Here is a 21,810-nt window from a genome sequence, read left to right on the forward strand (position 1 = left end):
TTTTGTAGGTATCCGGTGCTGGCCCAGTTAACCCGCTATTTATCACGCTTTGATTTGCACCATGCCGTCGCGAACTCGCACGTCATAGTGGGCAACCGAGCGCGTTTCATCTTCCAGACAGAGGCCATCATGCAGGCGAAAGTGCTGTTTTTTCAGTGGGCTGGCGACCCACAGATCACCTTGATGCTCGGCAATCAATCCGCGCGACAGCACACTGGCCTGAGCGAAAGGATCAATGTTGCTGATGGCGAAAACCTGCTCGTCAGTGTAAGGGCGGAAAACCGCGATGTGCTGCTCGCCGATCAGCCCACACACACCGCTGCCGGGCAAAATATCGTCTAACAGACAGAGTGGGATCCACTGGCTCATAGGTTCTCCTCCAGTTCTAGCACCCGCACTGGGATGCGTTCATCCGGGCGGGCCGGGCGATGTTGTTCACGTTCAGCCACCACTTGCACGTTCGGGTCGCGCATCGGGCTATTGATAAAGTGGGCAAAGCGAACTTGTGCCGCTGGATCCTCAACGGTAGCTTTCCATTCGCAGGTCACTTTGTCGCGCAGGCGGGCGATATCGGCTTCCAACTGATCGTTGATGCCCAGTTTGTCGTCGAGGATAACTGCCCGCAGGTAGTTAATACCGCCTTCCAGGCTCTCCAGCCACACCGAAGTGCGTTGCAGCTTATCGGCGGTGCGGATGTAGAACATCATAAAGCGGTCGAGGTAGCGCATCAGGGTCTCTTCATCCAGATCCGCCGCCAGTAAGTCCGCGTGACGTGGCTTCATGCCGCCGTTACCGCAGACATACAGGTTCCAGCCGTTTTCGGTGGCGATAATCCCTACGTCTTTGCCCTGTGCTTCGGAACACTCGCGGGTACAGCCGGAGACGCCGAACTTCATTTTGTGTGGTGTGCGGATGCCTTTGAAGCGATGCTCCAGTGCGACACCAAAACCGACGCTGTCACCCACACCAAAGCGGCACCAGGTGCTGCCGACGCAGGTTTTTGCCATGCGCAGCGCTTTGGCATAGGCATGGCCGGTCTCAAAGCCCGCTTCAATCAGTTGCGCCCAGATAGCGGGGAGGTCATCTTTTTGCGCGCCAAACATCCCCACGCGCTGCGAGCCGGTCAGTTTGGTGTACAGATGATACTCTTTGGCGATGCGGCCAATCGCCAGCAGGCCATCCGGCGTGATCTCCCCACCCGGTGAGCGCGGGATGACTGAGTAAGTGCCGTCTTTCTGGATATTGCCGAGGAAATTGTCATTGGTGTCCTGCAACGGCGTATGTTGCGGTGCCAATACATAGTCATTCCAGCAGGAGGCCAGCAGTGACCCGACTGTCGGTTTACAGACTTCACAGCCGTAACCTTTGCCGTATTTCTCCCGCAGGGCATCGAAGGATTTAATCCCTTCAACGCGGATCAAGTGATACAGCTCTTGGCGTGAATAGGCGAAGTGTTCACACAAATGATGATTCACTTCAATTCCTTGCTTGCTGAGTTCCGCATTCAACACTTGGGTGACCAGCGGAATACAGCCGCCGCAGCCGGTGCCGGCTTTAGTGGCGGTTTTCAGTGCTGCGACGGTATGGCAGCCCTGACCGATGGCCTGAATAATGTCGCCTTTGGTGACATCAAAACAGGAGCAGATCTGCGCGCTCTCTGGCAGTGAATCCACCCCCATGGCCGGTTTACTGCCCGCGTGAGCTGGGAGGATCAGGCTGTCGGGGTTGTCTGGCAGCGCGATATTGTTTAGCGCCAGTTGCAGCAGATTGCCGTAATCGGTGGTATCCCCCACTAAGACGGCTCCGAGCAGAGTTTTGTTGTCGGCGCTGACCACCAAACGCTTATAAATCTCTTTACTTTCATCCAGATAAACGTAGCTGCGCGCACCTTCAGTGCGGCCATGGGCATCACCAATCCCGCCCACATCGACACCCAGCAACTTCAGCTTGGCGCTCATGTCGGCACCTTTAAAGGCATTTTCGCGGCCTAACAGGTGATCGGCGGTGACCTGCGCCATTTTGTAACCCGGTGCGACCAGCCCGAAGGTCCGCTCTTGCCACGAGGCACACTCACCAATGGCGTAGACATCCGGGTCAGATGTCTGGCAATAATCATTGATAGCAATACCACCACGGCGTGCTGTGGCTAAACCGCATTGATGCGCCAGTTTGTCTTGTGGGCGGATACCGGTGGAGAAGACGATAAAATCGACTTCCAACTGCGATCCATCAGCAAACTGCATGGTTTTGCGGCCGTTTTGGCCTGAATGAATAATTTCCTGGGTATTTTTGCCGGTATGGACTCTGACGCCCATGCGCTCAATCTTCTGGCGCAGTTGGTCGCCGCCCATAGGGTCAAGCTGTTCGGCCATTAATACCGGTGCAAATTCAATTACATGAGTTTCAACGCCGAGGCTTTTCAAGGCCCCTGCGGCTTCCAGCCCTAGCAGCCCGCCACCGATGACTGCCCCGCGTTTGCTGCGGCGGGTACAGGCTTCGATAGCATTTAGGTCTTCAATGGTGCGATACACAAAACAATCTTGCCCTTCGCTACCTTTGATTGGCGGGATCCACGGATAGGAGCCGGTGGCCATAATCAGCTTGTCGTAATAGAGGGTACGGCCGCTGTTGGAGTGGATCACTTTCTCGGTGCGGTTGATGGTAATGGCGCGTTCGCCAACCAGCACTTTGACGCCGTGTTTTTCATAAAAGCCTTCACGAACTAATGACAGCTCTTCGGCAGTATGGTGGGAGAAGTAAGAGGAGAGGTGTACCCGGTCATAAGCGATGCGAGGCTCTTCGCAAAATACGGTTATCTCAAATTGGTCTTTATCAGCTTTATCCAGTAAGTCTTCGATAAAGCGGTGGCCGACCATGCCGTTGCCGATGATGGCAAGTTTGACTTTGCTCATTTTTGCCTCAATTTTTAATTTTCTACCCTCACCTTAATCTTCCACGCAGCGCACTTATTGATGTAAATCAATTTGCTCTCCATATACCTCTAAGGTGGTAGATGGCTGATTTTTAACGTTTTTTATAAGTTGTGGATTTTATTCATCTTTAGCTGAATGGTTTCAGTTTTGGTTTTTTTATTCATTAAAATAAAACGGTGTTTTATTAAAAGAAAATCGGGCGGGTGGCTGCTGATCGGATAAGCTAACAGCAGATCATGGCGAAAGTGGCAAAGGGATAATGGAGGTATCAATGTCAGCGCAATCCTCAACAAATCATTTACTGGTGAGCATCAATAATGTGCGCCTGGTCGGGCAAACGGGGCTTTGGCAGCTTAGGGTCGCGGAGGGCAAAATCAGTGCAATTTCGCCGCAGCCGGATCAACTGCCAACAGGCGCGGGCGTGCTGGATGCGCAGGGTGGTTTGGCACTGCCCCCTTTTGTTGAGCCGCATATTCATTTGGATACCACTCAAACGGCGGGGCAACCGAGCTGGAATCAATCGGGCACCCTGTTTGAGGGCATCGAGCGCTGGGCTGAGCGCAAAGCGCTGCTGACGCGCGAGGATGTTAAGCAGCGGGCATGGCAGACGCTGAAATGGCAAATCGCCAACGGCATTCAACATGTGCGCACTCATGTGGATGTCTCCGATCCCAGCCTGACGGCGCTGAGCGCCATGTTGGAGGTGAAAGAGGAGGTCAGTCCGTGGGTGGAGATGCAGATTGTGGCGTTTCCACAAGAGGGTATTCTCTCCTATCCCGATGGCGCGGCGCTGTTGGAAGAGGCGCTGCGACTGGGCGCGGATGTGGTTGGGGCCATTCCGCATTTTGAATTTACCCGCGAATATGGCGTCGAATCGCTGCATATTGCCTTTGCCTTGGCGCAGAAATATCAGCGGCTGGTGGATGTGCATTGTGATGAGATTGATGATGAGCAGTCGCGTTTTGTCGAAACGGTGGCGGCCCTGGCGCACCGTGAAAACATGGGGGCGCGGGTGACCGCCAGTCACACCACAGCGATGCACTCCTATAATGGCGCTTATGCCTCGCGCTTATTCCGCCTGCTGAAAATGTCCGGCATTAACTTTGTTGCCAATCCGCTGGTGAATATTCACCTGCAAGGGCGCTTTGATACCTATCCGAAGCGGCGCGGCATTACGCGGGTCAAGGAGATGCTGGCGGCCGACATTAATGTCTGCTTCGGTCACGACGATGTGTTCGACCCGTGGTATCCGCTGGGCACCGCTAATATGTTGCAGGTGTTGCATATGGGGCTGCATATTTGCCAACTGATGGGATACGGCCAAATCAATGATGGGCTGAATTTGATAACCCACAACAGCGCCAGAACATTGAATTTATCAGATTATGGTTTGCAGTTGGGTAATAGCGCCAACCTGATTATTCTGCCCGCCGAAAGTGGTTTTGATGCGGTGCGACGACAAGTGCCGGTGCGCTACTCCATTCGTCATGGGGTGGTGATTGCCAAGACGCAGCCCGCCGAGAGTCGGATCTATTTGGGCCATGAAGAGGTGGTGAACTTTAAGTAGGGGGCTGCCCTGCTACCGCAATGGCGGCAGGGCAGTAAAACAGCTAAATCAGTGTGTTGCATGGCCGTGGCTGCGGTGTTTGGTGAAGAAGCCCAGAATCAGGCACATCACGAATACCGCCAGATACAGGCCGTTTGCTGTTGCCAGCGCGGCATGAACACCACTGTTCGCGACAATTGGGCCTGTGACGACGAAGGTCAGCATAGTCCCGACGGTGCCGCAGGTCAGAATGAAGTTCACTAGTTTGGGTGAAGAGATTTTGGTTTGCAGCGAGCCTAGGGTAATCAGTGTGGTGTAGATGGCACTGGAGACAAAGCCTAACGCCAGAATGTAGTAGCTCAGGTAGGCCGGATTATCAGTGCTGACAAACAGATACATCGCCAGTGTTGCCAGCGCAGCCAGTATAGTCACGATGCGTTGCAGGTCAAAGAAGCGCAGGATGAAGCTGAACACCCACATCCCAATCATGTATGAGATCCAGAAGTTACTGACCAGTTGGCCCGCCTGGCTGATATCCATATTGAAGGTTTTGGTGGCGTATTCCGGCACCCACTGGATGAAACCGAGTTGACCAAGGATGTAGCACAGTGCGGCAATCGACAGAAAGAGCACGCCAATGCCCCACTTCTCTTTCGCCACTGGCTTGTTCTCATCGCTGGCTTTATGACCCAGTACCGGGAACTCAGACATTAATGTCAGCACGAAAATACCCACATACAGCAGGCCGATACAAGCATAAACCCAGTACCACTCGATATGGCGTGCCAGCAACATCGCCGCCGCCACCGGGAAGATCATCCCCGCCATACTGAAGAATGAGTCGGTAAACAGCAGGCGAGAGCCGCGCTGACGCCCTTCATACATATGGGTTATCAGGAAAGTACCGATCGACATGGTGATCCCGCTCACCACCCCGAGGATAAACATGCTGATTGAGAAGAGCATCAGATTATGGCCCACCATCAATCCGGCAATCGCTACCAACATCAGAATAAAGCCAAATATCAACTGACGTTTTAATGGAATGATCTCCATCAACCAGGCATTGAGGAAAATGGAGATCAAAATACCCGCATTAAGGAAAGTAAATGTGTTACTCATACTGGCAATAGGCAGATTGAAATACTCCGCGATATTCCCCATCACCATCCCGGTGACAATAACTAACGCACCGGTCAGGGCGTAAGAAAAGTAACTGATCCAAGTGAGTCGAAGGCGATTGCTGTTATTCATAGAGGGGCCTGTGTCAGCATAGAATTAATACGACCATAGTTAATTAATACAACCATAGTAAGAACATCGATAAAAAGGGTTCAAACCAATTCACTACTCAGGCGGCGGATCCTAGCACAGGCATAGTGGGTTTTTGTGACTTACATTCAATTTTTAATGCAATGCGTGAAATGTGATAGAGAATAATAGTGAGGCGTCACATATTACAGCTTGAAGTAAATGATAAGGATTCTTAATTCCTTTAAGTTTTAGGCTCTGTTTAGGTTGTTTAAGGTATGATCCTCTTCGTTTTTGGGGCAGTAAAACTGTTAATAAAGTTAATAAAACAGTGCTTAATCAACAACGAAACCTAATGAGTTCTATTTTATTATTTGGTCATCGAGATACAGGGAATAGATCGTGATGAATCATTCGACTATCGCCGTCGCACTCAGGGTGCTCGGGTGCCGCTGAGCCAATTGCTTTACCAAAGAGGGCGCTTTTTTGCCTGGTTGGGGATAGCCGCGATCCTGATGTTATTTATCGCACCCGTGGTTTCAGTCTCACTGGCGCTTTTTGACGAAAAAAATACGCCCGCCATGACAATGGCTGATTGCGCGATGGAGATGGCGAGTCACCACAATAGTGGGCCAGATGGCTCACCAGAGACCCATCACGGCGCTAAAACAGCCAATTCCACAGAGCACAAAAGCCGTCATGACAGCATGATGATGGGCCATGCCGCCTGTGGATATTGTGTATTACTGACCCATCTGCCGTTGCTCAATACCGCTTTTAAAGCGGATATCCGCTCTGCATTACTGCGGGCTGAGTTATCTCCGCCGCTATTTGTTTATACGCAAGTCATCAACGACCGCTATTGTGAGAGCCAACCACGCGCGCCGCCTGCTTTTTATTCCTGATCATTCAATAAAAAATCAAAACCACTTATTTGCTGTGGATTATCTGGTGTGAACTCTCTGGTATGAGAAATATCCACCGGACTCATTTCTATTGCCCAAGGAATAATTATGTCTGGTAAGAATAACGGCGGTAAAAAAACATTATTAGCGTGCGCAGTCACTTCCGCACTCTCTGTATTGACCTTAAATGCTATGGCAGCGGATCATCTGGTGGCCGCAGATCACGCGACCAATCACGCCACTGATAATCGTGGCGATAAACAAACCAATGACGCCGAGGTGATTACGGTCACCGCTCCCCAGCATTCGCCGCTCACCATCGTCACCTCCCCTAAAACACCGCGCCAGCCAGTACCGGCCAGTGATGGTGCGGACTACCTAAAAACTATCCCCGGTTTTTCGCAAATCCGTAATGGCGGCACCAATGGCGATGTGGTTTTCCGTGGCATGTTTGGTTCGCGCATCAAAATTCTGACTGATGGTGCCGAGACACTGGGCACCTGCCCGTCGCGGATGGATGCGCCCACCTCCTATATTTCGCCGGAGAGCTTTGACTTGTTGACGGTGGTGAAGGGGCCGCAATCGGTGCTATGGGGGCCGGGTGCCTCCGCTGGCACGATTTTGTTTGAGCGCGAGCAACCCCATTTTGATCAAGCGGGTGTCCAGGGCGATGCCAGCTTGCTGGTGGGTTCCAACGGGCGCTGGGATAAAAATCTCAATGCGAGTTTGGGCAACGAGCAAGGCTATCTGCGCATGATGGGGAATCAGTCTCAAGCGGGTAATTATAAGGATGGCGACGGCACTCGGGTGCCATCGAAGTGGGACAAATGGAATGCGGATGTCGCGCTGGGCTGGACGCCAGATGCTGACACTTTGCTTGAGCTGACGGCCGGCAAAGGCGATGGCGAGGCGAGCTATGCCGGGCGCGGTATGGACGGCTCGCAATTTTTGCGGGAAAGCTTGGGAGCGCGTTTCGAGAAAAGCAATATTGGCGAAGTGCTGGATAAGATTGAAGCTAAGGTTTACTACAACTACGTCAACCACATTATGGATAACCATAGCTTACGCACCCCGCCGATGATGGCGATGACCAGTAATCTAGACCGTCGCACCATTGGCGGTCGCGTCATGGGAACTTGGTTGTGGGAGGATCTGAAATTAGAAGCCGGTAGTGACATGCAAACCAATACCCATCGCAAGAACAGACAAAATACCTGGAACAAAAACGCCAGCTTCGCAAACTATGGCCTGTTCGGCGAACTGACGTGGACGATCAGTGAGCAAGATAAACTGATTACCGGCACTCGTTTAGACCATCATCAGGTCACCAATTATACCCGCGCCGATGAGCCTACCCGCTCCGCCACGCTACCGGCGGGTTTCATGCGTTTTGAGCACAATCTGGCTGATGCCCCGGTGATGTGGTATGCCGGCGTGGGCCATACCGAGCGTTTTCCTGACTTCTGGGAGCTATTCTCCCCGACGTTCGGGCCAACAGGGTCGAGCAGTGCTTTTGAGGGGGTAAACAGTGAAAAAACTACCCAGCTTGATATCGGCGCGCAATACAGCGGCAAGCAGCTCAATGGCTGGGTTTCTGCTTATCTGGGCCGGGTGAATGATTTTATTTTGTTCAAGTATGATCCCAAAAACCTACGTATTAGTCAGGCGGATAATATCAACGCAACCATCATGGGCGGTGAGATGGGCGCAGGCTATGCCTTCAACGACCACTGGAAAGCAGATGCCAGCCTGGCCTATGCGTGGGGCGAAAACAGCAGCAATAATCGCCCACTGCCGCAAATCCCCCCTCTTGAAGCACGGCTCGGACTGACCTATGAAACCGGTGACTGGAGCAGCACCGCATTATGGCGGCTGGTCAGCAGTCAGCATCGGGTGGCGATTAATGAAGGGAATGTGGTGGGTAAAGATTTCGCCGACAGTGCAGGCTTTGGTGTGCTCTCGGCCAATGTGGCCTACAAAATCACGCCGCAAGTGAAGGTTAGCGGGGGCATCGATAATCTGCTAAATAAAACTTACAGTGAGCACCTCAATCTGGCCGGTAACAGCGGATTTGGTTATTCCGTCAATACGCCAGTGAATGAGCCGGGTAGGACACTGTGGGCTAAGTTGAATGTGACTTTCTAAGGGCTATTTTCCGCCTTGGCGTTGGGTATCACCATTAGCAAGAAAACGGTGTGGCAGGCGGTTGCTTGCCACGCTTTTTCAATTAACGGCACGGGTTGGGCGGCATCACCGAATCGCGCATGATAATCGCAGGTGGGAAACTGGCTGGCGGTATCTGCGGGTTAATCAGGAGTTGCGTGGCAAATTGCGCCATCTCGACAATGGGAAAATGCAGGCTGGTTAATGCAGGGCAGACAAAAGGGGCGCGCTCGCCACTGTCGTAGCAAATTAATGAGATATCCTGCGGCACCTGCAAATGGTGCTTATTGATAGCCAACAGTGCACCAATCGCCATCTCTTCATTGCAGCAATAAATGGCCGTCGGTAACTGGGGTTGCTTGAGGATCTCATCAGCGCGCTGATAGCCACTCTCCAGATCATAAACCCCTTCCACACAGGCGATTGGTGTCAAACCTGCCGATTGCATGGCGTCGATAAATCCCTGACGGCGCAACTCGCTGGAGTGGCGCTGCGCGGAGCCACTAATGCACGCAATACGCCGATGACCCGCATCGATAAGCACCTGAGTTGCCATTTGGCTGGCGCGGCGGTGATCAAAGGTCACACAGCGGGCTTCAAGACCGGGAACTAACCTATCGAGCAACACGAATGAGCGCTCTGCGGCAGCCAACTGACGCAGCTTTTCATCACTGAGAAAACGGACATGGAGGATTAAGCCGTCACAGCGTAAGTTATACAGACGCTGAATAGCCTGCCACTCTTTATCCGCATTATCTCGCCCCTGAGTGACTAATAACTGCTTACCCTGAGACTCAGTTTCCGTTTGCACAAAATCCATCAATGCGCCAAAGAAGCCGCCTCGATAGGAGGTGGTTACCAGCCCGAGTGTATTACTTTGGCTTGATGCCAATGCGCGCGCGGCAGGGTTTGGGGTGTAACCCAATACTGCTACCGCTTGTTCTACCTTTTCGCGAGTCAGGGCTTTGACATTGGTATCACCGTTGACCACGCGGGAGACCGTAGCGCGGGAAACCCCGGCTAGTACCGCGACATCTTCCAGTGTTACCATTTCTTTCTCCCATTACCCTTCATCTTTCAAATTGCAGGTGTGTTGGCTGCACTCAAAAACCCGAATCACTTACTTGAGTAAGCTCATCGGGATTTTCTCGTTTGCCGCCTTCCTGCACCTTGAAATCTATTGGGTATACAATTTAAAAGTCGCCACAATAGCTAACTTAACATCACAAATCTGCGAACTGAGGCAAATAAGGCTTATTGACCTGTAGAACCTCTTCCAGTAGCGGCTGAGCAATGCTCGCGTTAGCAATCAGTGGGTTAGTCACTAGCGCCAACAAGGCACTGCGGCGATCGCCGTGCACTGCAGCTTCAATGGTCAGACGTTCATAGGCTTTTACTTGCTGCGTTAACCCATGCATCGCCACGGGTAAGGGGCCGAAAGTGAGTGGATGAGCACCTTGTGCATCGACAATACAGTTAGTTTCTACCACAGAGCCATCGGATAAACCGCGGATCGCCCCACGGTTTGTCGTATTCACAACTAATTGCGTACCTAAATTATTATAAATAGCACGAATGAGTTCTAATGCAACTTCAGAATAAAATGATCCGCCACGGAAGCTGAGCTGCTCAGGTTTGCTGTCCAGATGGGGATCAGCGTACAGATCGAACAGCTCTTTTTCTACTTGCATCACCTGTTCTGCGCGCGTACCCCGCTCAGCGGCAGCTGCCATCTCTTCTGCCAGCATATCCTGAGTCTGGTAGAAATAGCGATGATACGGGCAAGGGATCGCGCCCATTGCTCGCAGGAATTCCGACGGCCATGGCGCTTCCTTGATATTGTTCATGGTCAGCGAAGCACCGTCGCACAGCATATCCATCACATCAGTGGTCACATTCTTACCCTGCTGCAACACCTCATGCACCCACACCATATGGTTTAGCCCGGCGAAGCGCAGCTGGATATCTTCATAAGGCGCCTTCAGTAAATTGGCGATCATATGATGCATGCTGATCGGGACATTACACAAACCGATAATTTTCGCTTTGCTATAACGGGTCACGGCTTCGGTGACAATCCCGGCGGGATTGGTGAAGTTAATGATCCAGGCGTCCGGTGCCAGTCGCTCGACTTTAGCGGCAATATCCAGCATCACCGGAATGGTGCGCAGTGCTTTGGCAAAACCGCCGACACCAGTGGTTTCCTGCCCGAGCAGGTTATATTTTAGCCCCAAACGTTCGTCTGCCGCCCGCGCTGGAAGCTGGCCGACACGGAATTGGGTCAACACAAAACTGGCTCCTTCGATGGCGGTATCCAGCGAGAAGTGAACGCTAACTTTCACCTGCTCCAGCCCGTGGCGATCCAACATTCTGCGGGTCAGGGCGGCGATAATCTCTACTTTTTGACGGCCCAATTCTACATCAGCCAAGGCCAACTCAGTGACCGGTAACTGGTCAATGCGCTGAATCAGCCCATCAACCAACTCAGGGGTATAGCTACTACCGCCACCAATAATGGCAATTTTAAAGGTTTTCATAATTTGGCCTCAAAATAGATGAATTAGAAATGAGAGCGCTCTCATTTGAGGGCAGATTAACGATTAACCAGAAACAAAATGGGATATCTCTCTCAAAAACGACAGAGAGTGGGTAAGTAAATCAGCAAGACGTGATCTCGATTGCAGAATTTCACTATTGCTGCGGAATGCCTTGATGGGTTAATTTGGCTAATTAATCGCTATTGTGCCGCTTATTCATCTAAGTGACGTGTTTTCAGCGAAAATGCGCATTTTGTTACGTAAAAATCGGTAAATGGGTGGCATTACGCGGGTTAGCTCTCTAGAATCAAAGCGCTTTTCCGCTGTTTGTACCCCACAGAAAGGAACCGGTAATGTTCAAACGTACTTTAGTGACCTTCATCGCACTTTGTTCCCTAAGCGCCGTGGCGCCCGCCGCTTTAGCAGCTGGTGAGCCTCATGTGTTGTTAACGACGTCGGTTGGGAATATTGAGTTGGAACTCAATAGCCAGAAGGCCCCGATTTCAACACAAAACTTCGTTGATTACGTCAACAACGGCTACTACAACAACACCATTTTCCACCGTGTTATTCCGGGTTTTATGGTTCAGGGTGGCGGTTTTACCGCTGATTTCAAACAAAAAACCGCTAAAACGCCAATCAAAAACGAAGCGGATAATGGCTTGCGTAACCTGCGTGGCACCATCTCGATGGCCCGTACCGCAGATAAAGATAGCGCCACCAGCCAGTTCTTCCTCAACGTAGCAGACAATGCTTTCCTCGATCATGGCCAACGTGACTTTGGTTATGCCGTGTTCGGTAAAGTGGTAAAAGGCATGGATGTGGTAGAGAAAATCTCCCAGGTTCAGACGGAAAACGTCGGCCCGTATCAGAATGTGCCTGTTAAGCCGATCACTATCCTGTCAGCGAAAGTGTTGCCTTAATCGGTTAAGCCAGCTTTCATCCCCCGAAAGCTGGCTGATTCATACCCAAATCCCATTCCGACATAAATTAATCCGTTTGCGCCAATGGCATGCTTATAATCAATTATCTAGCGGCGATGGGGTGAACAATTTATGAGCGAAACATTACTTATCGGGAAAGCCGTGCCAGCACAAGATTTGGTGATTTTATCGGCATTGGCAAACCGCCATGGCTTGATTACCGGGGCGACGGGGACCGGTAAAACCGTCACTTTGCAAAAGATGGCCGAGCAATTCTCCCGCATTGGTGTGCCAGTGTTTCTGGCGGATGTGAAAGGGGATCTCTCCGGCATTGGCGCTGAAGGTGTTGCTTCGGAGAAACTGCAATCCCGACTGGCGGCGATAGGTGTCACTGACTGGCAGCCACAGGCATGTCCGATTGTGCCGTGGGATATTTTCGCGGAAAAAGGCCATCCGATCCGCGCCACCATCTCTGACCTTGGCCCACTGCTGCTAGGCCGTTTGCTTGATCTCAATGACGTGCAAAGCGGCGTACTGCAATTAGTGTTTAAAATCGCGGACGACAACGGCCTACTACTGCTGGACATGAAAGATCTCCGCGCCATCGTGCAATTCGTCGGCGACAATGCCAAACAGTTCCGCACCCAATATGGCAATATTACCCCCGCTTCGATTGGGGCCATTCAGCGGGGTCTACTGACCTTAGAAGAGCAGGGGGCGAATCAATTCTTTGGTGAGCCGATGCTGGATATTCACGATTTAATGCAGACCGACAGCAATGGGCAGGGGGTTATCAACCTGCTGGCGGCGGATCGGCTGATCAATCAGCCCAAGCTATATGCCGTTTTCCTGCTTTGGCTGTTGGCAGAGCTGTTTGAGCAGCTTCCGGAAGTGGGTGACGTCGAAAAACCTAAATTGGTCTTTTTCTTTGACGAGGCCCACTTGCTCTTCACCGATGCCCCTACGGCACTGGTGGATAAAGTGGAACAAGTGGTGCGGCTGATCCGCTCAAAAGGCGTCGGCATCTATTTCGTGACACAAAACCCGCTAGATATCCCAGATAAGATCTTGGGTCAGTTGGGTAACCGCGTGCAACACGCGCTGCGTGCTTTTACCCCGCGCGACCAAAAGGCGGTGAAAGCCGCGGCACAAACCATGCGCCCTAACCCCGCTTTCAGTGCCGAACAAGTGATTACCGAATTGGCTGTCGGCGAAGCGCTGATCTCCTTCCTCGACGAGAAAGGGCGGCCCAATGTGGTGGAGCGAGGCATGGTGATCGCCCCACAATCAAAAATGGGGGCACTGGATGCGGCAGCGCGTAATCACGCCATCAATCATTCCCCACTCTATGGCCGCTATGAAGAGATGGTCGATCGCGAATCTGCCTACGAGAAATTATCCGCTGGCGGCTTCTCCACCATGGGGAGTGCAGCACCTGGGGAGGCGGCGGCCCCTCAGCAACCCACTGAACAGCAAAGTGGCGGCGGTTTGATGGGTGGGCTAAATGATTTACTGTTTGGTTCTACTGGCCCACGGGGCGGCAAGCGTGATGGAATTGTCCAAACCGCCGCCAAAAGCATGGCACGCGACTTGGGTCGACAAATTCTGCGCGGCGTTCTGGGGTCAATTACTGGTGGGCGTAAGCGCTAGGCTGAATTTTTGGATATGAAATGCTGTTATTAATCGATAATTACGATTCATTTACCTACAACCTCTACCAGTATTTTTGTGAACTGGGGGCTGCGGTGGTGGTTAAACGTAATGATGAGGTGCAACTGGCTGATATTGAGCGGTTATCGCCATCACATTTGGTGATCTCGCCCGGCCCTTGCACGCCGAATGAGGCGGGGATTTCGTTGGCGGCTATCAGCCATTTTGCCGGTAAATTGCCAATACTGGGAGTTTGCCTGGGCCATCAGGCGCTAGGGCAAGCTTTTGGTGCGCGTATTGTGCGGGCGCGGCAGGTGATGCATGGCAAGACCACCGCGATTTGCCATAATAATCAAGGGGTTTTCCAAGGGCTGAATCAGCCGCTGACGGTGACTCGCTATCACTCTTTGGTCATTGACGCCGATTCACTGCCCGCGTGTTTTGAGCTGACCGCGTGGACGGAGCGAGAGGGCGCGATGGATGAAATCATGGGTATCCGCCATCGTACCTTGCCACTGGAGGGCGTGCAGTTTCACCCGGAGAGCATTCTCAGTGAGCAGGGTCATCAATTATTGGCTAATTTCCTTAAAAATTAACGGATTAAGTTTTCTCCATCAATAAAGTGATCTTTTTGTTTGCTTGTCTTTGATTTTTTATGCATATTTTGTGATTATATTCTCACTCGTCAGTAATTGGCGGTTCAATGAATTATTAAAGGTGGGCAGTGCAATGGCAGATAAACTAGCAGTTAATCGCAGTACATTTGATCAGGTTATTTTGCCTGTTTATGCACCAGCGCAGTTTATCCCGGTAAAAGGGAAAGGTAGCCGAGTATGGGATCAGCAGGGCACGGAATACATTGATTTTGCCGGCGGGATCGCGGTTACTGCCCTTGGCCACTGCCATCCGGCGCTAGTGGCGGCACTACATCAGCAGGGTGAGACGTTATGGCATACCAGTAATGTATTCACCAACGAGCCAGCGCTGCGTTTGGCGCAAAAACTGATTGCCGCCACCTTTGCCGATCGGGTGTTTTTCGCCAATTCGGGCGGTGAAGCGAATGAAGCGGCATTTAAGTTGGCCCGTCATTACGCCATTGAGCGCCATAGCCCGTATAAAACCAAAATCATTGCTTTCCATAATGCATTCCATGGTCGCACCTTGTTTACCGTATCCGTCGGTGGTCAGCCAAAGTACTCCGATGGTTTTGGCCCGAAACCGGCCGACATCATCCATGTGCCGTTTAATGATCTGGCCGCAGTGAAAGCGGTAATGGATGACCACACCTGTGCGGTAGTGCTGGAGCCAATCCAAGGGGAGGGCGGGATTACCGCCGCGACGCCAGAGTTCCTGCAAGGTGTGCGCGAGCTTTGTACTCAACACAAGGCACTGTTGGTGTTCGACGAAGTGCAAAGTGGCATGGGCCGTAGCGGCAAGTTGTTCACCTATATGCACTATGGCGTGACGCCGGATATCCTCACTACGGCGAAAGCCTTGGGTGGCGGGTTCCCGATCAGTGCGATGCTGACCACCGAAGAGATTGCCTCGGTGATGGCTGTCGGCACCCACGGCACCACTTATGGTGGTAATCCTCTGGCTTGTGCAGTTGCTGAAGCCGCGCTGGATGTGATTAATACCCCAGAGGTCCTTGAGGGTATTGAACAGCGCCATGGCCTGTTTGTGCAGGCGCTGCAAGTGATTAACCGCAAGTACTCGGTGTTTAGTGATATCCGTGGCATGGGGCTGCTGATTGGTGCTGAGTTAGCGCCGCAATACCGTGGCCGTGCGCGGGAGTTCCTGACGGCAGCGGCGGCAAATGGTTTGATGATCCTCAATGCCGGGCCAGATGTATTGCGCTTAGCACCTTCGCTGGTGATTGAGTTGGATGATATCCAGCAAGGAGTGGCGCGTTTAGAGAGCGCTATCGCCAGCCTGGTGAATGAGAGCTAAATTTACTCTCCGGTAAACGTCTGATCCCGCAACTTCCGGCTGCGCCAAATACCGTGGTGGGGTTGCTGCTGCCAGGCCATCGACGACACGGTATGCATAACACTTAAATGTGACAGGATACGCCGCAAATTTCGTTCCAGTTCAGATATTTGCGTGTCGGCGGCCACATCCGGCGCTTGCACAAAATCATCACTCCCCTCGCTGCTGTCTGATTCTAGCCGCTGCTGGCACTGCTGGATCGCCATCTCACATAACTGCAAATATTCTGTCGCTAGCGCGACACTCATGAGGTTGTGACACGCCTCAGGCGGCGTGGTTGATTCAGTTAATGGATGATCCCGCGTCAGAATAGTCATTTCGTTGATATGGCCAACAATCAACTCGCTATGGGTCGCCCACAGCCGCATATCAGCCAAATATTTTGAGTTGAACCCCGGTTCTTGCATCGCCTGATTCAGTGAGCTTAAGACGGTATTACTGGCTTTGTTCACCTCAATACGTTGATAGGAGAGCTGGGTAATATCAGGGTGTGGGGCTAGCAACAAGCGCAGGATCTGCTGGTAAGCGCTGAGTGCCTGATGGGCATTTTTACGCAGCAACCCGCTCTGCCACTGAGGCCACAGCCATAAGGTGCTGGCAAAGGCCAGTGCACAACCGATTAAGGTATCCAGCAGACGCGGGACTAAAAAGTCAGCGCCTTCACCGGTTAATAGCTGCAAGATATACACCGCAGTGATGGTTCGACCGATCACCGCTAGCCCGTAGTTGTTACGTTGCACCAGATAGGCTACTAGTGTGATCAGCAACATAATGCCCAGTGTCACCCCCTCCGGCATCTGTAAATGCAGCAAACCTGCCGCCAATACCAGCCCGATCAGTGTCCCGAGGGCGCGGTGATAGATGCGCACCTTGGTAGCGTTATAGCCGTTTTGTACCACCAACATCACGGTGAGTAAGATCCAATAAGGTTTTGGCAGGTGCATCAAGGCACCAATATAGCTACCTGCAGCCAGTGTCACCCCCAGTCGTGCGGCAGCGCGCAGCGCACCAGACTTAAATGAGAGGTAACTGACAAGGGCGGGCCAAAATGGCTGCTGTTGCTGACTGGAGATCAACTCGCGCTCATATTGCGGGCGTCGGTCACTCAGGATCTGGATAACGTGGCTGATATGGTAGTAGCAAAATTGCGCCACTGGATTATTGGGGTGCTGCTGGGCTATCTCTTCCAGTTCAACCAGCGCATCACCGGCGGTGAAATGTGTCTTAGCACGGTGGTGATAGAGAATATCATCGGCAATAACGCGCATTTGAGCTGAGATAATCTGGGTATTGCGGCGAAGTACCTCCTCTATCTGACTGTGCTCCAGGAGGTCTCGCACTTTATCTGACTGATTCAGCGCCGCAGTAATGTGCTCTTGCAGGTCGAGCGCCATCTGAAATAGCCCTAATAGCCGTTTGCGCTCGGCCTTGGTGGCATTATTGATTAAGTTAAATTGCTGATAAAGTTGGTTAATTTTGTCCATTATCCCCTGTTGTCGATCGAGCAATGGGGGGATCGCCTTTTCCGGCTCTACATGCTGGGAGAGCAGGTTGTATTTAGCGTCACAATAATCCGCCAGTAAACGATAAAGCTGACTTAATGGCTCACGGATCGGCTGGTCTCTGCATAACCGGAACCACAACCAGTTAAAGAGGCCATACCAGAGTGTTCCGACGGCGCACAACAGGGGTGCCTGCCAGATAGGTGCGCGACCAACCATGCTGAGGCTGAATATTGCGGCGATTAGCGCGGCAGGTAATAAGCGGCCATGGAGGGGGCTTATCGCGCCGTTGACACCGAGTACCAGTGCCAATCCGAGCATGATCCACGGTAAGGGAATGTGCCACAGCAACAGCTGCTGGGTCAGGAAGCTGCTCAGTGTAAAGAGCGCGCCACCAATAATCAGCCGCCGGAAGAAGTGTTGGTGCGGTGTATCCAGTGAGGCAATATTGCAACACGCGGGTATCAGGGAGAACATCAGTCCGAGTCGCAGCTCGCCGATAGCAAAGCCTAGGGCTGCTGGCAGACAGAGAACTAATGTTTGGCGTAATGCATAGTTTACTTCAGGATGATAAATAACCCGTTGCCACTTCATGTAGGCCCCAGAAATTTATTAATCACAAAAGATTGAGAAAACCGATGCCGAGGGTATCGGCACCGGTTTATAGGGAATTAACGGGTGCCGTAAACGACAATCGTTTTACCGTGTGCGGAGATCAAGTTTTGATCTTCCAGCATTTTTAGTATCCGCCCCACAGTTTCGCGGGAGCAGCCAACTATCTGACCAATTTCCTGGCGGGTAATCTTAATCTGCATCCCATCTGGGTGGGTCATGGCATCAGGTTGTTTTGCCAGGTTAAGCAGCGTTTGTGCAATGCGCCCAGTGACATCAAGGAAAGCGAGGTTACCCACTTTCTCGGATGTAATCTGAAGGCGGTTCGCCATTTGTGAAGAGAGGCGCATCAAGATATCTGGATTTACCTGAATCAACTGACGGAATTTTTTGTAAGAAATTTCAGCCACTTCACAGGCGGTTTTTGCTCTAACCCAGGCACTACGCTCTTGGCCTTCTTCAAATAATCCAAGCTCGCCGATGAAATCCCCCTGGTTTAAGTAGGAGAGAATCATCTCTTTACCCTCTTCATCTTTGATAAGCACCGCAACGGAGCCTTTCACGATGTAGTAAAGCGTTTCGGCCTTTTCACCTTGGTGAATTAGCGTACTCTTCGATGGATATTTGTGGATATGGCAATGAGACAGGAACCATTCGAGAGTCGGGTCTGTTTGTGGCTTGCCGAGAACCATTCGCTGTTATCCTCTGTTGTTATCGCTGCCTAACTTAACAGGGCTCAGAGTTCCCTGTACGGCGTGCTTTTAAAATACACTTTCTCTTAGCATATTAATTTGCTCAACTGCCGAAAGGTATAGCCAATATACGTACCGGATAGAAACCCTTCACTGAGTATTGATTGCTACCCTATTTAATTCTAGAAACAACACTTTCGGTTCTGTTTGTAGCACAGGATGAAGTCAGTGTCTTGTGTTGTATCGCTTCAGCATGATGAACATCGGGTTACATTGCCAGTTTCTAAATGAAAGGGTAGTCTGGATCAGAAAATTTAACTGGGAGCGAGTGTTATGCAGGCACGTGTAAAGTGGGTTGAGGGGCTGACATTTTTGGGTGAATCGGCGTCAGGACATCAAGTTTTGATGGATGGAAATGCCGGTGATAAAGCACCTAGCCCGATGGAGATGTTGTTGATGTCAGCAGGTGGCTGCAGCGCGATTGATGTGGTGTCTATTTTGCAAAAAGGGCGTAACGATGTGCGCGATTGTGAGGTCACGTTAACTTCTCAGCGTCGCGAAGAAGCACCACGTCTGTTTACGCAAATCAATTTGCACTTTATCGTCAGCGGTAAGGGCCTCACCGACAAAATTGTTGAGCGTGCGGTTGAGTTGTCAGCAGAGAAATATTGCTCCGTTTCCTTGATGTTGGGTAAAGCTGCCACCATTACCCACAGCTTTGAAATTCGTGAAATTTCCTAGTTAATCAGCAGTTTAGTGATGTTCAACGTTCCTGGTGTTGCAGCCAGCATCATAGCAACGCCAGAAACGAAGGAGATTAACCGATTTTCTTGCCTTCCAGTAGTTGCTGCACCAACGGTGCCATAATCAGCTCCATTGCCAGCCCCATCTTCCCACCCGGTACTACCAATGTATTGATATTGGAGATAAATGACCCTTGCAACATTGCCAGCAAGTAGGGGAAGTCGATCTGGTCCAAGCCCCGGAAATGAATGACAACAAAACTTTCATCCAGCGACGGAATGGCTTTAGCCGCAAAAGGGTTGGATGTATCGACGGTCGGCACGCGCTGAAAGTTAATATGGGTACGCGAGAACTGTGGCGTAATGTAGCTAATGTAGTCCTCCATCGATCGCACGACGGAATCCATCACCGCTTCACGTGAGTGACCGCGCTCGCCGGTATCGCGCACCAGCTTTTGAATCCACTCCAGATTGACAATAGGCACCACGCCCACCAATAAATCCACGTGCTTCGCCACATCATGATGCTCGGTCACGACGCCGCCGTGCAGCCCCTCATAAAATAGTACATCAGTGGGTTCTGGCAGTGGCTCCCATGGTGTGAAGGTCCCTGGGATCTGGTTATAAGGCACCGCTTCATCATAGGTGTGTAAGTACTTACGCGAGCGCCCAGTGCCGTGCTTGCCGTACTCCGACACACTTTGCTCCAACTGGCCAAAGTCATTGGCTTCTGGGCCGAAATAGCTGATATGCCGACCTTGATCTCGCGCCTTGCGGATGGCGGCATCCATTTCGGGGCGGGTATAGCGATGGAAGCTGTCACCTTCAATTTGTGCCGCACGAATATTCAACTGCTGAAATATTTTACGAAACGCCAGACTGGTGGTCGTCGTCCCTGCGCCACTTGAGCCGGTAACGGCTATGACCGGATGTTTAGTTGACATATTAGCGGTAACTCCATGGGGTGAGATCCTCAGTGGCCGGGCGGCATTTGCCTGTTCATCTTATCGGTAAAGGTTATTTTTAGGGCAAAGTGTCCGGCTTGTCACCTTGATTTTCATCAAATCTCTTTGCGAGACGATGAAGATTATGGCTGCTCTTGTGCATCGGCGCGGAAAGAGCCTCGGGGCATGATATTGATGGTTTCGTGTAACTCGGACCAGACTAAAACGGCGTCACCACTCACCAACTGGCGGCGGACATCCTCGACTTTCTGCGCCAATGAGCGCTCATGTTCGCCGTAATCTGTGCCTTCGCGCAGCACAAAGGCTTCCAGCAGATTATCCAGCGTTTCGCCGTCGATTTGCTGCCAGGGAATGATCATGAGTGTTGCTCCAGATAGGGGGAAAGCCAGGCGGGAATACGTTGTTCCAGCCACATTTGTGGGTGTTTCAAGGAGCCGCCGACAAAACCGACGTGGCCGCCGTGCTCGGTTAACTGATAATCAATACTGTTCGGCAGCGTATCGAGATTGGGAATAACTTCCGCCGTCATAAAGGGGTCATCTTTGGCATGAATGATCAGCAGTGGGATCTTAATCTGCGGCAATAGTGGCAGCGCACTGCAACGGCGATAATAGTCCAGCGCATCATTAAAGCCATGAATTTTAGCGGTGATGGCTTCATCGAAATCTCTGACTCGCCGCAACTCCCTCAATTGCGGTAGCCCCAGCGGCAGACTGCCGGGGTAACGTAACAGCTTACGGGTGGCGTTTAACTTCAACTGCCCCAGTAAATAGTGCTGATAGACCCGCGAGAAACCTTGCTCCATGCGGTTGGCGCAAGGCTCCAGCATCAGCGGGGCGGAAACCACCACCGCAGCTTGCAGCAGACTCTCCTCTCCTTGCTCCGCCAACTGCCCTTGTTCTGCCAGATAGATCGCCAGCATATTGCCGCCTAATGAGACCCCCACGGCGGCGGTGGGCACCTGACCATAGGTATCCCGCAGCCAGCGCAGAAAGAAGCGCGCATCTTCTGTTTCACCAGAATGATAAATGCGAGCCTTACGATTCGGCTCCCCACTGCATCCACGGAAATGCATCACCACCCCCAGCCAGCCTTTGGCCTGCCAGGCGCCCAGCAAACCATGGGCATAGGGGCTGTAAAAGTTCCCCTCCAGCCCATGGAACAGCACCACACGGGGCTTATGCCGCGCCAGCTCTGGGTTCTCACTCCAGGCCAGATCGACAAAATCGCCATCGGGCAACTCCAGCCGTTGCCAAAAAGGTTGCAACTGCACACGCCGTCTGACCAACCGGGGCAGCAGCGTTTGTAGATGTGGGTTACTGGCTCCAGCCAGCGGACGAAATAATTCATGCATATAGTGAATGGAAATCATGTTGTTGCTCTTGTGTGATCAATAGCA

The 21,810-nt window shown here is 51.8% G+C and carries 18 protein-coding genes; 8 read left to right on the top strand and 10 right to left on the bottom strand.

Features of this window, described 5'->3' with window-relative positions:
• Nucleotides 1–42 precede the first annotated feature (42 nt).
• Together nirD and nirB are read right to left on the bottom strand one after the other, a co-directional pair.
• Nucleotides 43–369, bottom strand: coding sequence for a nitrite reductase small subunit NirD (gene nirD, locus AACW11_RS06920; protein WP_032896771.1), 327 nt, complete (start codon nucleotides 367–369; stop codon nucleotides 43–45).
• On the bottom strand, nucleotides 366–2,912 hold the full coding sequence (nirB, locus tag AACW11_RS06925) for a nitrite reductase large subunit NirB (protein ID WP_212586249.1): 2,547 nt from the start codon (nucleotides 2,910–2,912) through the stop codon (nucleotides 366–368). Before nirB ends, nirD begins: the two co-directional genes overlap by 4 nt.
• Before the next feature lie 280 nt (nucleotides 2,913–3,192).
• On the opposite strand from nirB, the gene AACW11_RS06930 reads away from it, so the two are divergent.
• Complete coding sequence (locus AACW11_RS06930) at nucleotides 3,193–4,500, top strand: cytosine deaminase (protein WP_212586250.1); 1,308 nt, start codon at nucleotides 3,193–3,195, stop codon at nucleotides 4,498–4,500.
• Nucleotides 4,501–4,548: 48 nt separating this feature from the next.
• Here the strand turns inward: AACW11_RS06930 and tsgA are convergent, their stop codons facing one another.
• The gene (gene tsgA / locus AACW11_RS06935) at nucleotides 4,549–5,733 is read right to left on the bottom strand and encodes an MFS transporter TsgA (protein WP_212586251.1); all 1,185 of its coding nucleotides are present in this window, start codon (nucleotides 5,731–5,733) and stop codon (nucleotides 4,549–4,551) included.
• A 371-nt stretch (nucleotides 5,734–6,104) separates the two neighbouring features.
• Here tsgA and AACW11_RS06940 point away from each other — a divergent pair, with 371 nt between their 5' ends.
• Together AACW11_RS06940 and AACW11_RS06945 are read left to right on the top strand one after the other, a co-directional pair.
• Nucleotides 6,105–6,635, top strand: coding sequence for a DUF2946 domain-containing protein (locus tag AACW11_RS06940; RefSeq protein WP_249192896.1), 531 nt, complete (start codon nucleotides 6,105–6,107; stop codon nucleotides 6,633–6,635).
• A gap of 105 nt (nucleotides 6,636–6,740) precedes the next feature.
• Nucleotides 6,741–8,780, top strand: a complete 2,040-nt coding sequence (locus AACW11_RS06945) for a TonB-dependent copper receptor (protein ID WP_212586290.1) — start codon at nucleotides 6,741–6,743, stop codon at nucleotides 8,778–8,780.
• 82 nt (nucleotides 8,781–8,862) lie between these two features.
• Here AACW11_RS06945 and AACW11_RS06950 read toward each other — a convergent pair whose 3' ends face one another.
• Together AACW11_RS06950 and AACW11_RS06955 are read right to left on the bottom strand one after the other, a co-directional pair.
• Nucleotides 8,863–9,849, bottom strand: a complete 987-nt coding sequence (locus AACW11_RS06950; protein ID WP_212586252.1) for a LacI family DNA-binding transcriptional regulator — start codon at nucleotides 9,847–9,849, stop codon at nucleotides 8,863–8,865.
• 172 nt (nucleotides 9,850–10,021) lie between these two features.
• Nucleotides 10,022–11,335: a 6-phospho-beta-glucosidase gene (locus AACW11_RS06955; RefSeq protein ID WP_212586253.1), complete on the bottom strand. Its 1,314-nt coding sequence runs from the start codon at nucleotides 11,333–11,335 to the stop codon at nucleotides 10,022–10,024.
• A gap of 353 nt (nucleotides 11,336–11,688) precedes the next feature.
• Between AACW11_RS06955 and ppiA the strand changes: the two genes are divergently transcribed.
• From ppiA to argD, 4 genes are all read left to right on the top strand, one after another.
• A complete protein-coding gene (ppiA, locus tag AACW11_RS06960) occupies nucleotides 11,689–12,258 on the top strand; it encodes a peptidylprolyl isomerase A (protein WP_032896774.1) in 570 nt (189 codons plus the stop codon).
• Nucleotides 12,259–12,390: 132 nt separating this feature from the next.
• On the top strand, nucleotides 12,391–13,908 hold the full coding sequence (locus AACW11_RS06965) for a helicase HerA-like C-terminal domain-containing protein (RefSeq protein WP_212586254.1): 1,518 nt from the start codon (nucleotides 12,391–12,393) through the stop codon (nucleotides 13,906–13,908).
• Between the two features lie 20 nt (nucleotides 13,909–13,928).
• Entirely contained in the window at nucleotides 13,929–14,504 is a 576-nt protein-coding gene (locus AACW11_RS06970; protein ID WP_145498863.1) for an aminodeoxychorismate synthase component II, read from the top strand.
• A 133-nt stretch (nucleotides 14,505–14,637) separates the two neighbouring features.
• On the top strand, nucleotides 14,638–15,858 hold the full coding sequence (gene argD, locus AACW11_RS06975) for a bifunctional acetylornithine/succinyldiaminopimelate transaminase (protein ID WP_212586255.1): 1,221 nt from the start codon (nucleotides 14,638–14,640) through the stop codon (nucleotides 15,856–15,858).
• Nucleotides 15,859–15,860: 2 nt separating this feature from the next.
• Here argD and AACW11_RS06980 read toward each other — a convergent pair whose 3' ends face one another.
• Both AACW11_RS06980 and crp read right to left on the bottom strand, forming a co-directional pair.
• Nucleotides 15,861–17,993, bottom strand: coding sequence for a YccS/YhfK family putative transporter (locus tag AACW11_RS06980; RefSeq protein ID WP_212586256.1), 2,133 nt, complete (start codon nucleotides 17,991–17,993; stop codon nucleotides 15,861–15,863).
• 77 nt (nucleotides 17,994–18,070) lie between these two features.
• On the bottom strand, nucleotides 18,071–18,703 hold the full coding sequence (gene crp, locus AACW11_RS06985) for a cAMP-activated global transcriptional regulator CRP (RefSeq protein WP_002212297.1): 633 nt from the start codon (nucleotides 18,701–18,703) through the stop codon (nucleotides 18,071–18,073).
• 333 nt (nucleotides 18,704–19,036) lie between these two features.
• Between crp and AACW11_RS06990 the strand changes: the two genes are divergently transcribed.
• Nucleotides 19,037–19,444: an OsmC family protein gene (locus tag AACW11_RS06990; RefSeq protein WP_212586257.1), complete on the top strand. Its 408-nt coding sequence runs from the start codon at nucleotides 19,037–19,039 to the stop codon at nucleotides 19,442–19,444.
• Between the two features lie 76 nt (nucleotides 19,445–19,520).
• On the opposite strand, the gene AACW11_RS06995 is transcribed toward AACW11_RS06990, so the two are convergent.
• From AACW11_RS06995 to AACW11_RS07005, 3 genes are all read right to left on the bottom strand, one after another.
• Nucleotides 19,521–20,390, bottom strand: a complete 870-nt coding sequence (locus tag AACW11_RS06995) for a phosphoribulokinase (RefSeq protein ID WP_212586258.1) — start codon at nucleotides 20,388–20,390, stop codon at nucleotides 19,521–19,523.
• Between the two features lie 143 nt (nucleotides 20,391–20,533).
• Nucleotides 20,534–20,770 carry a YheU family protein gene (locus AACW11_RS07000; RefSeq protein ID WP_212586259.1) on the bottom strand — a complete coding sequence of 79 codons (237 nt, stop codon included), beginning with the start codon at nucleotides 20,768–20,770 and terminating at the stop codon, nucleotides 20,534–20,536.
• Entirely contained in the window at nucleotides 20,767–21,765 is a 999-nt protein-coding gene (locus tag AACW11_RS07005; RefSeq protein ID WP_212586291.1) for a hydrolase, read from the bottom strand. The genes AACW11_RS07000 and AACW11_RS07005 overlap by 4 nt, the downstream gene beginning before the upstream one ends.
• Nucleotides 21,766–21,810: the final 45 nt, after the last annotated feature.

This window comes from Yersinia sp. Marseille-Q3913 (assembly GCF_963892745.1).
Taxonomy (GTDB): domain Bacteria; phylum Pseudomonadota; class Gammaproteobacteria; order Enterobacterales; family Enterobacteriaceae; genus Yersinia; species Yersinia bercovieri.

Excerpts from the sequence above, each read along its gene's own strand:
- nirD (WP_032896771.1), bottom strand. The coding sequence starts at position 369 with ATGAGCCAGTGGATCCCACTCTGTCTGTTAGACGATATTTTGCCCGGC.
- nirB (WP_212586249.1), bottom strand. The coding sequence starts at position 2,912 with ATGAGCAAAGTCAAACTTGCCATCATCGGCAACGGCATGGTCGGCCAC.
- AACW11_RS06930 (WP_212586250.1), top strand. The coding sequence starts at position 3,193 with ATGGAGGTATCAATGTCAGCGCAATCCTCAACAAATCATTTACTGGTG.
- tsgA (WP_212586251.1), bottom strand. The coding sequence starts at position 5,733 with ATGAATAACAGCAATCGCCTTCGACTCACTTGGATCAGTTACTTTTCT.
- AACW11_RS06950 (WP_212586252.1), bottom strand. The coding sequence starts at position 9,849 with ATGGTAACACTGGAAGATGTCGCGGTACTAGCCGGGGTTTCCCGCGCT.
- AACW11_RS06955 (WP_212586253.1), bottom strand. The coding sequence starts at position 11,335 with ATGAAAACCTTTAAAATTGCCATTATTGGTGGCGGTAGTAGCTATACC.
- ppiA (WP_032896774.1), top strand. The coding sequence starts at position 11,689 with ATGTTCAAACGTACTTTAGTGACCTTCATCGCACTTTGTTCCCTAAGC.
- AACW11_RS06965 (WP_212586254.1), top strand. The coding sequence starts at position 12,391 with ATGAGCGAAACATTACTTATCGGGAAAGCCGTGCCAGCACAAGATTTG.
- AACW11_RS06970 (WP_145498863.1), top strand. The coding sequence starts at position 13,929 with ATGCTGTTATTAATCGATAATTACGATTCATTTACCTACAACCTCTAC.
- argD (WP_212586255.1), top strand. The coding sequence starts at position 14,638 with ATGGCAGATAAACTAGCAGTTAATCGCAGTACATTTGATCAGGTTATT.
- AACW11_RS06980 (WP_212586256.1), bottom strand. The coding sequence starts at position 17,993 with ATGAAGTGGCAACGGGTTATTTATCATCCTGAAGTAAACTATGCATTA.
- crp (WP_002212297.1), bottom strand. The coding sequence starts at position 18,703 with ATGGTTCTCGGCAAGCCACAAACAGACCCGACTCTCGAATGGTTCCTG.
- AACW11_RS06990 (WP_212586257.1), top strand. The coding sequence starts at position 19,037 with ATGCAGGCACGTGTAAAGTGGGTTGAGGGGCTGACATTTTTGGGTGAA.
- AACW11_RS06995 (WP_212586258.1), bottom strand. The coding sequence starts at position 20,390 with ATGTCAACTAAACATCCGGTCATAGCCGTTACCGGCTCAAGTGGCGCA.
- AACW11_RS07000 (WP_212586259.1), bottom strand. The coding sequence starts at position 20,770 with ATGATCATTCCCTGGCAGCAAATCGACGGCGAAACGCTGGATAATCTG.
- AACW11_RS07005 (WP_212586291.1), bottom strand. The coding sequence starts at position 21,765 with ATGCATGAATTATTTCGTCCGCTGGCTGGAGCCAGTAACCCACATCTA.